The organism is Mesorhizobium sp. M3A.F.Ca.ET.080.04.2.1 (assembly GCF_003952525.1).
In the GTDB taxonomy this organism is placed as follows: domain Bacteria; phylum Pseudomonadota; class Alphaproteobacteria; order Rhizobiales; family Rhizobiaceae; genus Mesorhizobium.
In genome coordinates, this window is record NZ_CP034451.1 from 3,247,946 (window position 1) to 3,259,945 (window position 12,000).

Sequence of the window (12,000 nt, forward strand, 5' to 3'; positions counted from 1 at the left end):
GATTGCAAGAACCCCGGCTCGACCGGGGTTTTTGCTGTCGTCGCTTCCTCGAGGCAATTCCCGCACGGACGACATTACTCATGCTGGAATAGCCTTGGCTGAAACTCCGGCCCGCCATCTCTCGTAGCTTTCCAGTCCTCCCCACTAAGGCCGCGACGGCTTCCGGCGCAGCGTCGCCGGTGTTTGGGAGGCCGTGCGGCAGGGGTCCCGCGCTGCTTCGCGGGATCCCGACTCATCGCGCCTGTCTGCGCCAGGTAGACCACCGGTCGCGCATCGCTATAAGCTCCATCCCCTGCAAGGGTGGACGGAGCCAGCCGATGACCGGACCCAATCCCAATATCAAGCATCCGATCCCGATGCATCCGCGCGTCGGCTTTTTGAAAGGACTGGTGAGCGCGCCCAACATCGAGGTCGGCGACTTCACCTATTATGACGACCCCGACGGTCCCGACAAATTCGCCGAAAAATGCGTGCTGCATCACTACCCCTTCATCGGCGACAGGCTGATCATCGGCAAATTCTGCGCCATCGCCGAGGGCGCACGCTTCATCATGAACGGCGCCAACCACGCGATGTCAGGCTTCTCGACCTATCCGTTCAACATCTTCGGCCATGGCTGGGAGCAAGGTTTCGACCCGCAGACATGGTCGAAGGAGATCCGCGGCGACACGATCGTGGGCAACGACGTATGGATCGGCATGGATGCGGTGATCATGCCCGGCGTAAAGGTGGGCCACGGCGTCATCGTCGCCGCGAAATCGGTTGTCACGCACGACGTGCCGCCCTATGCGATCGTCGCCGGCAACGCGGCCAAGGTGGTAAAGATGCGCTTCGACGATTTTACGGTGCGACGGCTTTTGAAGGCGGCCTGGTGGGATTGGCCGGTCGACAAGATCGGCCGCAACCTCGACGCCATCCGTGGCGCCGACATTTCAATGCTGGAGGCCGCGGTTTGAACGCGCAGGATAAAACCACGACCGAAACTGCGATAAGTCCGGAGCTGTTCAGCCGCGCGTGGATCTTCATCCGCGGCGTGCCTTCGATGAAGTTCCTGCCGCCGGAAGGGCCGCCGGAGATCGCCTTTGCCGGCCGTTCCAACGTCGGCAAGTCGTCGCTGATCAATGCGCTGGTCGGCCACAAAGGCTTGGCCCGGACCTCCAACACGCCGGGTCGCACGCAGGAGCTAAACTATTTCGTGCCGGACGGATTCTCCGGCGAAGGCGCCGACCTGCCGCCGATGGCGCTGGTCGACATGCCGGGCTACGGCTATGCCAGCGCGCCGAAAGACAAGGTCGACGCCTGGACGAAGCTGATCTTCGAATATCTGCAGGGGCGCGTGACGCTGAAGCGCGTCTATGTGCTGATCGACGCCCGCCACGGCATCAAGGCCAAGGACGAGGAAGTGCTGTCGCTGCTCGACAAGGCAGCGGTGTCCTACCAGATCGTGCTGACCAAGACCGACAAGATCAAGGCGGCGGGCGTGCCGAAGCTGATCGAGGAGACATTGGCCAAGATCAGGAAGCGGCCGGCGGCGTTTCCGGCGGTTCTGGCGACCTCTTCGGAAAAAGCCGCAGGGCTCGAGGAGCTGCGCGCGGCGATCGCGCTGGTGGCGAACGGCGGCTGAAGACCCTTCCTGCGGCCATCTTTGGATCGGACTCCACTCGCCCGATCCACGCCCTGCTCAATCCGTCTCGTCGCGTTCCGGCGCAGGCTCGCGCCGGCCGGTCAGGATCTCACGCTTGCCGACATGGTTGGGGGCGCCGACCAAGCCTTCCTTCTCCATACGCTCGACCAGCGAGGCGGCGCGGTTGTAGCCGATGCCGAGGCGGCGCTGGATGTAGGAGGTCGAGCATTTCTTGTCGCGCTTGACCACTTTGACCGCCTCCTCGAAAAGGCCGTCGCCATCCTCGGCGTCGATCGAGCCCTTGTCGAAGACCGGGCCAGTATCGGCCGTCTCTTCCTCCGTTTCCTCCTCGGCAGTGACCGTATCAAGGTATTCGGGACGGCCTTGCGCCTTCAGATGCGCAACGACGTGCTCGACCTCGAGGTCGGAGACGAAGGGGCCATGCACGCGCGCGATGCGCCCGCCGCCGGCCATGTGCAGCATGTCGCCCTGGCCGAGCAGTTGCTCGGCCCCTTGCTCGCCCAGGATGGTGCGGCTGTCGATCTTGGAGGTCACCTGGAAAGAGATGCGGGTGGGGAAATTGGCCTTGATCGTGCCGGTGATGACATCGACCGAGGGGCGCTGCGTTGCCATGATCAGATGAATGCCGGCGGCACGGGCCATCTGCGCCAGCCGCTGGATGGCGCCCTCGATCTCCTTGCCGGCCACCATCATCAGGTCGGCCATCTCATCGACGATGATGACGATGTAGGGCATAGGCGCGAGGTCGATCTCCTGATCCTCGAACAGCGGTTCGCCGGTGCCCTTCTCGAAACCGACCTGCACCTGCATGACGACGGTCTCGCCCTTGTCGCGGGCGGTCGCGGCGCGCTGGTTGTATCCGTCTATGTTGCGCACGCCGAGGCGCGCCATCTTGCGATAGCGGTCCTCCATCTCGCGCACCGCCCATTTGAGCGCGGTGACCGCCTTCTTGGAATCGGTGACGACGGGCGTGAGCAGATGCGGAATGCCGTCATAGACGGACAGTTCCAGCATCTTGGGATCGACCATGATGAGGCGGCATTCCTCCGGTTTCATCCGGTAGAGCAGCGACAGGATCATGGTGTTGATGGCGACCGACTTGCCCGAACCGGTGGTGCCCGCGACCAGCAGATGCGGCATCTTGGCCAGTTCGGCGATCACCGGCTCGCCGCCGATCGTTTTGCCGAGGCCCAGCGCCAGCTTGCAGGACGTGTTGCGGAAGCCGGGCGATTCGATCAGCTCGCGGAAATACACCGTTTCACGCGTTTCATTGGGCAGTTCGATGCCGATGACGTTGCGGCCCGGCACCACGGCAACGCGGGCCGAGACGGCCGACATCGAACGGGCGATGTCGTCGGCCAATCCGATGACGCGGCTGGATTTCACGCCTGGCGCCGGCTCGAACTCGTAGAGGGTGACGACCGGACCCGGCCGGACGTGGATGATCTCGCCCTTGACGCCGAAATCCTCCAGCACGCTTTCAAGCAGATCGGCATTCTGTTCCATCCGCTCCTGCGACATGTAGAAGCCCTGGCCTTCCGGCGGCATCTGCAGCAATTCCTCGGAAGGAAGCGCATAGCCCTCCGAAACGGCCGCCGGCACCGCCTTGCCGGCGACAGGCAGGGAGGGCGCCGGCTTCGCGGGCCGGGCGCGCTTTGTCTCGGAAACCGGCACAACGGCTGCCGCTGCGGGGGCGCGCGATGCAACCTCCTCATGGTCGGCCGGGAGAACGGCGGGCGCGCCGGCCGGGGGCGTCACCGAAGCAGGGCTTGCGGCCGACCCGTTCGAACGCCATTCGATGACGCGGTAGAGCGAGGTTGCCTCTCCGCTGGAGACGGAGCGCGCGGGGCCCGGCTGCGCCGAAGGATGCGCCGTTGCGGCAGCGACAGGCCGCGCCGGTTCGTTCAGGCGGGCCCGCGCCAGGCGCTCGGCGAGGAAAGGCATGCTGAACTCGAAAAACGCATGATCGGAAAGATAGGACCAACGCATTTTCGGCTGCGGCTTCTGCGCGGGCGCGGCGACCGCGCACGGCGGCCCGGCTGCAGCGGCGGAAGCCGCGGCGGGAGTTGCACTGACTGGATTGGTAGCCTGAGCCGGCGTCGCGGGGCGGAGGGAATCAGCGGCGGTGGCGGCCGCCTTGGCTGGCGCCTCATCGTCCGGCTGTGGCGCAGGCCGCTTGTCGCAATCCGGCGTGCGGGTGAACCGCACATTGGGGGCGAGGAAGAAATATTGCTGCCAGGCGGCACCGCCGAACTCGCCGCCAGGCGAATCGGACGAGGCGGTATGCGATTCGCTTCCGACCGCCGTGCGCAGCGGGACGACCTCTCCCTGCGGCGAAGCCGCGCTGTGGCGCCGCGCCTCTTGCGGACGGCGGAAATCGTCATTGCCGTCCGTGGAAACACCGGGAGGATTGGCACGGGAAAAGCGCATGGAAGTCATACTCGGGACTCTTCAAAGGAACAGGTCCCGAGACATAGGAAGCGATGGTTAACAAGCTCTTCCGATCGGCTCGGCCAACAGGCTGATCCACGAGCCAATTTTCGAACGAGGAGAGCGCGTGCCATTGCCCGGACACCGTGCTTGATCTGTCGACGTCGTCCTAGGCGAAGCAAGGAGCGAAGCGACGTGGGCAGACCATAGGATGAAGAACTGACAGGCATAAGGCGCCTGGATCATGCGGTCCGTGCCTGCTCCTCGGCGGCAAGCTTCTCGGTGCCGTAGGCCTTCAGGAAGACATCGACTCCCGACTTCACCACATGCTCGATCTCGGCCTGGCTCGGCGCCTTGCTGCGATAGGAAAAGATGCACTGGCGGAACAGGCCGGCAAGGCAGAGTTCGGTAAATTGATAGGCGGCAAGATCGACGTCGTCGATCTTGAGCAGGCCGCGTTCGATGGCCGCGTTGAGGAACAGCATGACCTTGTCATGGCCGCGCTTGGGGCCACGCTCGTAGAAGCGCGCGCCGAGCTCGGGAATCCGGTCGGCGGCGCCAACGACGGTGCGCTGCGCCTGGATGACCTTGGCAGAAGTGATCTTGACCGACAAAATCGTGCCGAACTTGACCAGCGTCTTGCGCAGGTCGTCGAAATGGTCGAGCACCTCGTACATGTTCTTGAAGATGGTGCCGCGCTCTTCCTCGATGAGCGCCTCGAACAGCTCTTCCTTGTTGGCGAAATAGACATAGATCGTGCCCTTCGACACGCCGGCCTCGCGCGTGATGTCGTTCATCGACGCGGCCTCGAAACCCTTGTCGATGAAGACACGGCGTGCGCCTTCGATGATCTGGGCGCGCTTTATCGGATCCTGCCCGGCGGCCGGGCGGCCTTTGCGCGTGTCCAGCAGATCGCGATCGGCTGTCGTTTCGACCATTAAAGTCACACCTCACGAAATATTTCGAACCAAGCGGTTCGATTTGCACTTGATATGATCCTCTTTACGCGCTATGTCAATCTCCAATTCGAACCGAACGGTTCAGTATGACTGACTTGCCCAGAGAGATTATCATGTCCTCGAATGCGCCCGCTACAGCCGAAGTCCGCACGTTCCCGAACGCCAAGGTCCAGCCCTCGACCGAAGCGCCGGAAATCCCTATCCAGCCCGCTCCCGTCGCGCCGGCCGAAGCTCCCCCGAAGAAGAAGCGTTCGCTCCGTTCGCTGCTCCTGCCGATCATCGGGCTCGGCCTGCTCGGCGCCGGTTCCTGGTATGGCTACAACTTCTGGACCGACGGCCGGTTCATGATCTCCACCGACGACGCCTATGTCCAGGCCGACATGTCGTTCGTGTCGCCGAAGATTTCCGGCTATGTCGACAAGGTGCTGGTGGGCGAGAACCAGCAGGTCAAGGCCGGCGATCCGCTGTTCATCATCGAGGACGGCGACTACCGGATAGCCGTCGCCCAAGCCGAGGCGCAGATCGCCACGCTGGCAAAGACGCTCGACCGCATCGACGCCCAGACCAAGGCCGCACAGGCCTCGCTGGCGCAGGCAGAAGCGCAAAAGAGCGCCGATCAGGCCGCCGCCGACAACGCCGCGCGCGCGCAGGATCGCGCCGCGCAGCTGCTCAAGACCCATGTCGGCACGCAGGCGCAGCTCGACGACGCGCAGACGGCACTCGACCAGGCCAAGGCGGCACTTGCCGGCGCCGATGCGCAGATCACCGCCGCGCAGGCCAATATCGGCGTGCTGGAGGCGCAGCGCGCCGAATCGGCGAGCACGCTCGCTTCGCTGCAGCTCACCCGCGACAAGGCCCAGCGCGACCTGTCCTTCACGGTGCTGAAGGCGCCTTATGACGGCGTCGTCGGCAACCGCTCGGTCGAGCAGGGCGATCTCGTCAGCCCCGGCCAGAAGCTCGCCGTGGTGGTGCCGATGGACAAGCTCTACATCGTCGGCAACTTCAAGGAGACGCAGCTTGGCCGGCTGGTGCCCGGCGAGAAGGTCCGCATCACGGTCGACGCGATCGACGGCCAGAGCTTCGAGGGCAAGGTCTCGTCGCTGGCGCCGGCCTCCGGTGCCGTCTTCTCGCTGCTGCCGCCGGAAAACGCCACCGGCAACTTCACCAAGGTCGTGCAGCGCGTGCCCGTGCGCATCGACGTGCCGGCCGCCGTGCTCAAGACCGGCAAGCTGCGCGCCGGCCTGAGCGTCGTCGTCGCCGCCGACAGCCGCACCGCGCCCGCCGCGACGACCAACTAGCTGCTTTGGCGGCGGCTCAGCGGCCGATTGAGCGCTGAGCCGCCCAGCCTGCCAACGATCTGTTCGGACGCAATTCCTTTCCTGGAATTGCTGTAGGAGGCCAGGATATGGCAACCGCAACCATAACCGCAGGATCACTACCAGCACGGCCGGCCGCCGCCGCACCCGCAGACCACATGCCGGTTCGCCGCGTCGTCGCCTTCCTGGCGATGGTGTTCGGCATGTTCATGGCGATCCTGGACATCCAGATCGTCTCGGCATCGCTGGCCGAAATCCAGGCCGGCTTGAGCGCCAGCTCCGACGAGATCCCGTGGGTGCAGACGGCCTATCTGATCGCCGAGGTGGTGATGATCCCGCTGTCGGGCTTTCTCAGCCGGATGCTGTCGACGCGCGTGCTGTTCACGATCGCCGCTGCCGGCTTCACGGCGGCCAGCGCGCTCGCCGCGACCGCGACCAACATCGACCAGATGATCGTTTACCGCGCCATCCAGGGGTTCATCGGCGGCGGCATGATCCCGAGCGTCTTCGCGGCAGCGTTCACCATCTTCCCGCCGTCGCGTCGCGCCGTCGTCTCGCCGATGATCGGCCTGGTGGCGACGCTGGCGCCGACCATCGGGCCGACGGTCGGCGGCTATATCAGCCACGCCATGTCCTGGCACTGGCTGTTCCTGGTCAATGTCGTGCCGGGCATACTGGTGACGACGGCGGCCTGGTCGCTGATCGATTTCGACAAGCCGAACCTCAAGCTGTTCAGCAAGTTCGACTGGTGGGGGCTGGCCGGCATGGCCGCCTTGCTCGGCTGCATGGAATATGTGCTGGAGGAGGGGCCGAACAATGACTGGCTGCAGGACCAGGCAGTGTTCATCAGCGCCATCGTCATGACCATCGGCGGGATCGTCTTCTTCTGGCGCGTCTTCACCGCCGAGGAGCCGATCGTCGACCTCAAGGCGTTCAGGAACATCAACTTCGCCTTCGGCTCGATATTCTCCTTCGTCATCGGCATCGGGCTCTACGGACTTACCTACCTCTATCCGGTCTATCTCGGCCGCATCCGCGGTTATGATTCGATGATGATCGGCGAGGCGCTGTTCGTCAGCGGCCTGGCGATGTTCTTCACCGCGCCCATCTCCGGCATCCTGTCGCGCAAGATGGATCTGCGGCTGATGATGATGATCGGCTTCTTCGGCTTCGCCACCGGCACCTGGTGGATGACCCACCTGACAGCAGACTGGGATTTCTACGAGCTGCTGATCCCGCAGATCCTGCGCGGCTGCTCGATGATGCTGTGCATGGTGCCGATCAACAACATCGCGCTCGGCACCTTGCCGCCGGAGCGGCTGAAGAACGCGTCCGGCCTGTTCAACCTGACCCGCAATCTCGGCGGCGCCGTCGGCCTGGCCATCATCAACACGGTGCTGATCGACCGCAACGCGTTCCACTACGCCAGGCTTTCCGAGCATGTGCAGTGGGGAAGCGCCGAGGCTCAGGCCAAGCTGCAGAACATGACGCTGAATTTCCAACAGACCGCCGGGCTCGATGCCCCCAGCGCTGCGATCTCGAAACTGTCAGGCATGGTGCAGCAGCAGGCCTCGCTGCTGTCCTTCATGGATGTGTTCTTCATGCTGACAGTGCTGTTCGCGACGCTCGGGCTTTTCGTGCTGTTCATCAACAAGCCCGCCGAACAAGCCGGCGGCGGCGGAGGCCATTGAGGCGCGCCGGATCCCCCGCCCGGCGCCCTCGTGCATGACCCCGGAGATCGGCAACGATTTCCGGGGTTATGTTTTTGAAAGCTTCAAATTCCTGCAGCTCAGGCGCCGCTCAGGCCGCGGCCGGCTTGAAGCTGAGCGCCACGCCATTGATGCAGTGGCGCAGGCCGGTGGGCGGTGGGCCGTCATCGAAGACATGGCCGAGATGGCCGCCGCAGCGGCGGCAATGGACTTCGGTGCGGGTCATGCCCAGCGAGCGGTCCTCGGTCTTGCCGATCGCGTTGGCGATCTCCTGCCAGAAGCTCGGCCAGCCGGTGCCGGAATCGAATTTCGTCTCCGACGGGTAGACCGGCAGGTCGCAGCCGGCACAGGCGAAGATGCCCTTGCGGTGCTCGTTAAGCAGCGGACTCGTCCCTGGATATTCGGTGCCTTCCCGGCGCAGCACGTCGAAGGCTGCATCGGAAAGGATGGCGTGCCATTCGGCATCAGTCTTGGTGATCTCGAAAGTCTCGGTGGCCAGAGCCGGCTTTGCGCCGCCGATGCGCAGCGTCGCTCCGGTTCCGATGGCGATGGCGGCGGCACCGCTCCAGAGAAAATCGCGACGGTTCATGGCCTTTCCTCCTGACGTCATCTTAGCAACTATGGCGCCGCCGGAAAATCAAAAGCCGGTGACGGCCCGCGCGCCACTCCGCATCGACCCAAGCCCTTGGCGGTGCGGAGCGGCGCTAGACGACAGCACGGATCATGGGAGGACGATCGTGCGGCCGGCGGAGACAATCTATCTTCGACGGCCGCGCGCGCTTTGTTACATCTTCGGCAGAAGAACCTTGTCGATGACGTGGATGACGCCATTCGACTGGCGCACATCGGCGATGGTGACATGGGCGACATTGCCGTTCTCGTCGGTCACCGTGACCTTGCCCTTCTGCGACTTGAGCGTCAGCTCGCAGCCGCCGACGGTCTTGACCTCATGCGCACCGCCATCGGCCTTGGCCATCTTGGCGACGTCGGCGGCCATCGCCTTGGCGGCAATGACATGGCAGGTGAGTATCTTGGTCAGCTTGTCCTTGTTCTCGGGCTTGAGCAGCGTCTCGACCGTACCGGCGGGAAGCGCCGCGAAGGCTTCGTTGGTCGGCGCGAAGACGGTGAACGGACCGGCGCCCTCCAGCGTGTCGACCAACCCGGCGGCCTTGACGGCGGCGACCAGCGTGGTGTGATCCTTCGAATTGACGGCATTCTCGATGATGTTCTTCTTGGCATACATCGGTGCGCCGCCGACCATCGGATTGGCGGCATAGGCAGCCACGCCGAGCGTGGAAAAACCGATGATGGAGGCAAGCAAAAGGGTGGCGAGTTTACGCATGGTGTCAGTCTCCTCGGGTTGTTTTTCCCGTCCTTTGGGAACGCGAGGAGATACGCTGCAAGAAAAACTTAGTTTCACGTGGTGATGAAGATTTTTTCAGCCAGGAAAGCTGAATGGCCATCGCCGGTTGGCGCCTGAAACTGGCGGTTCTGCGCGAGGAGCCCCCGAATAGACTTACTCTAGTCTCGGAAATTCCCCTTGGCAGGATATCGATCAGATGCCCTTGAGGTCGCCTGCGGCGACGACGGGCCCGGTCGGCTGACCGGTCGGCGAACCGCCCGCCGGCTCGAGGCTGACGGCGAGCACGGCGCCTTGCGCGAGCTTCTGCTGAACGATCGGCGAGACGGCCATGCGTGCGGTCTGCCCGGCGGGGATGACGCCCATCGAGACAGGCGCGTTCTTGCCCTCGATCATCCACAACTCGAAATCCTTGCCGGTGCCCCGGTCGCCGGAAACCAGCGACAGGCCGACCTCACGGCGGGCGGCATCGTAGACGGCGAGGTATTTGACTGGGCTGTTGTCGGCGGCGAGCGAGGCGACCAGCCTGGTCCCGGGCTGCGGCGCCGGGGGGCTGAGATAAGGCAGCGCGATATAAAGCGCGAGCGCAGCAATCGCTACTGCGGTCAGGCTGCGCCAGAAGGCGAGGCTCGACCACAGGCCGGCGCGCGGTTCGGCGGAAGCGGCCGGCGAGGCAAACAGCCGCCGGTCGATCGCCGCCTTCACTGCCGGCGGTGGCTCGACCGCGGCATAGGCCGCCGCCATCGGCGCAAAATGGGCCTCCCAGGCCTCGACGAGGCGAGCGAAAGCCGTATCGGTGTCGATGCGGCGCAAAACGATCTGGCGTTCGTCGGCCGGCAGAACGCCGAGAACGTATTCGGCGGCGAGCAGGTCGTCGCCTCCGCGTTCCGGTCCGTTGTCTTCCGCCAGGGTCATCTTTCCAGACATTCTCTCAGTTTGAGCAGGCTTCGCCGCAGCCAAGTCCGCATCGTGTTCAGCGGAACCTTGTGGCGTTCCGCCAGCTCGGCATAGCTTTCGCCGTTCAGATAGGCGCCCCGGACGGCCGCCGCCCGGTCTTTCTCCAGTTCGTCGAGGCAATGGTGGATGCGTTCGGTCTCGCCGCCCGCCACGGCTGCGGCCTCGGGTCCCGGCGTCGGATCGGCGACGTCAAGTGCGTTATCGATGCTGGCGGAAGGACTGCGCCGCGCCCTGATGCGATCGATCGAATGGTTGCGCGCAATGGCCACCAGCCAGGAAATCGGGCTCAGCTCGGAAACGGCGAAACGGTCCGCCTTCGTCCAGATCTTGACGAAGACCTCCTGCAGCGCTTCTTCCGCATCTGCCCTGTCCCTCAATACACGAAGGCAGACGCCGAAGAGTTTCGCGCTGGTCTGCCGGTAGAGCAGATCGAACGCGGCCCGGTCCTTCATCGAAGTCCGGACAATCAGCTTGCTGATATCCTGAGGCCCCATGGCGGGCAAATTAGAAGATTGCGATCTATTTGCAACGGGCGCCCAGGGCTATCCACCAGAGGTTGCCGAACTTTCGATGCCTCCGTGGCGCTCGCCGGGGAATTCGAAGCACCTGTCAAACCGCAACGGTGGATGGCGTTCTTCGGCTCGTTGCGCGCAGGACGATCAACCCTGCAGCCGCGATCAACGCCATGCCAAGTACGGTCCAGAGATCCGGGATCTCGCCGAAGAAGACAAAGCCCCATAATGCGGCGAACGGCAGGTAGGCATAGTCGAATGTCGCGATGACCTGCGGCCGCGGCGACTGGTAGGCCTTCGCCAACCCGACACTGATCCCGACCATGAGCCCGGCAAGAATGAAGATCACTTGCCAGTTGTGGCCGTCCATTGTGGCCCAGCTTGCGGACAGGAATGGATAATGCATCGCGGAGCCAATGCCCGCATATGCGATCGACAAGCTCGCGACGCTTCCAAAGGCAAGCAGCACCAGGTTCAGCCAAAGGGTCAGCGTCAGCGCCGGAACGTGGCTGCATTTTGCGCGCGTGAGCACCGCGGCAAGCGCGTAGAGAAAAGCCGCGACTATCGGGACAAGAGCCAGAGGGGTGAACCCGGATGCCGCCGGCCGAACGATGAGAAGCACGCCGGCAAAGCCTGTCGAAATGGCAAGCCAATGCCGCGCCGAAATCGGCTCATGCAGAAAGACCGCCGACAACCCAACGATGAAAAGCGGTCCGGTATAAAGCGATGCCGCCAGCACCGGCAGGCTCAAGAAGGGGATCACCCCGTATATGGCCAGATACATCAGCGTGAGGGCGAGGCTGCGCAGCAGGATCCATCTCAGCCCCGACGGCCAGGAGCGGCGTCCGGCCAGCAAAGCCAGGACTGGAACAACGAAGAGCGACCTCAGCACGTAGATTTGCCATAGCGTCATGTCGGCGCTGACGAACTTGATGAATGCGTCGGCAAGCGCCATGGCGAAGACGGTGACCAGGATGGTGATGACACCTGACCCGATCCTTAGAGAGGGACTTTTCGATCCTGGCATCCGGGCCTCCAATGCAATGGACCCTGTTTTCGCAGGATGGCATAATGGCGGGTAGGCGCCTCAATTGAACTTCACTAATCGAGAA

General features: G+C 63.8%; 11 protein-coding genes. 4 read left to right on the top strand and 7 right to left on the bottom strand.

What is annotated here, in order from left to right; translation table 11 throughout:
- Positions 1-317: 317 nt before the first annotated feature.
- Both EJ074_RS15460 and yihA read left to right on the top strand, forming a co-directional pair.
- Entirely contained in the window at positions 318-956 is a 639-nt protein-coding gene (locus EJ074_RS15460) for a CatB-related O-acetyltransferase (protein ID WP_095805181.1), read from the top strand.
- A 32-nt stretch (positions 957-988) separates the two neighbouring features.
- Positions 989-1,624 (top strand): ribosome biogenesis GTP-binding protein YihA/YsxC, encoded by a 636-nt coding sequence (gene yihA, locus EJ074_RS15465; protein WP_280952434.1) that lies wholly within the window; start codon positions 989-991, stop codon positions 1,622-1,624.
- 57 nt (positions 1,625-1,681) lie between these two features.
- On the opposite strand, the gene EJ074_RS15470 is transcribed toward yihA, so the two are convergent.
- Together EJ074_RS15470 and EJ074_RS15475 are read right to left on the bottom strand one after the other, a co-directional pair.
- On the bottom strand, positions 1,682-4,084 hold the full coding sequence (locus EJ074_RS15470) for a DNA translocase FtsK (RefSeq protein WP_245454703.1): 2,403 nt from the start codon (positions 4,082-4,084) through the stop codon (positions 1,682-1,684).
- A 233-nt stretch (positions 4,085-4,317) separates the two neighbouring features.
- Positions 4,318-5,013 carry a TetR/AcrR family transcriptional regulator gene (locus EJ074_RS15475; protein WP_129553562.1) on the bottom strand — a complete coding sequence of 232 codons (696 nt, stop codon included), beginning with the start codon at positions 5,011-5,013 and terminating at the stop codon, positions 4,318-4,320.
- A 134-nt stretch (positions 5,014-5,147) separates the two neighbouring features.
- Here EJ074_RS15475 and EJ074_RS15480 point away from each other — a divergent pair, with 134 nt between their 5' ends.
- Positions 5,148-6,332: an HlyD family secretion protein gene (locus EJ074_RS15480; RefSeq protein ID WP_095805184.1), complete on the top strand. Its 1,185-nt coding sequence runs from the start codon at positions 5,148-5,150 to the stop codon at positions 6,330-6,332.
- 107 nt (positions 6,333-6,439) lie between these two features.
- Positions 6,440-8,041, top strand: a complete 1,602-nt coding sequence (locus tag EJ074_RS15485) for a DHA2 family efflux MFS transporter permease subunit (RefSeq protein WP_095805185.1) — start codon at positions 6,440-6,442, stop codon at positions 8,039-8,041.
- 109 nt (positions 8,042-8,150) lie between these two features.
- Here the strand turns inward: EJ074_RS15485 and msrB are convergent, their stop codons facing one another.
- The 5 genes from msrB to EJ074_RS15510 all read right to left on the bottom strand — a co-directional run bounded on the left by msrB (position 8,151) and on the right by EJ074_RS15510 (position 11,915).
- On the bottom strand, positions 8,151-8,648 hold the full coding sequence (gene msrB / locus EJ074_RS15490) for a peptide-methionine (R)-S-oxide reductase MsrB (protein ID WP_095805442.1): 498 nt from the start codon (positions 8,646-8,648) through the stop codon (positions 8,151-8,153).
- A gap of 195 nt (positions 8,649-8,843) precedes the next feature.
- On the bottom strand, positions 8,844-9,401 hold the full coding sequence (locus tag EJ074_RS15495; protein ID WP_095805186.1) for a fasciclin domain-containing protein: 558 nt from the start codon (positions 9,399-9,401) through the stop codon (positions 8,844-8,846).
- A gap of 213 nt (positions 9,402-9,614) precedes the next feature.
- The gene (locus EJ074_RS15500; RefSeq protein WP_095805187.1) at positions 9,615-10,334 is read right to left on the bottom strand and encodes an anti-sigma factor; all 720 of its coding nucleotides are present in this window, start codon (positions 10,332-10,334) and stop codon (positions 9,615-9,617) included.
- Positions 10,331-10,870, bottom strand: a complete 540-nt coding sequence (locus EJ074_RS15505) for a sigma-70 family RNA polymerase sigma factor (protein ID WP_095805188.1) — start codon at positions 10,868-10,870, stop codon at positions 10,331-10,333. The genes EJ074_RS15500 and EJ074_RS15505 overlap by 4 nt, the downstream gene beginning before the upstream one ends.
- Positions 10,871-10,985: 115 nt before the next feature.
- The gene (locus EJ074_RS15510; protein ID WP_095805189.1) at positions 10,986-11,915 is read right to left on the bottom strand and encodes a DMT family transporter; all 930 of its coding nucleotides are present in this window, start codon (positions 11,913-11,915) and stop codon (positions 10,986-10,988) included.
- Positions 11,916-12,000: the final 85 nt, after the last annotated feature.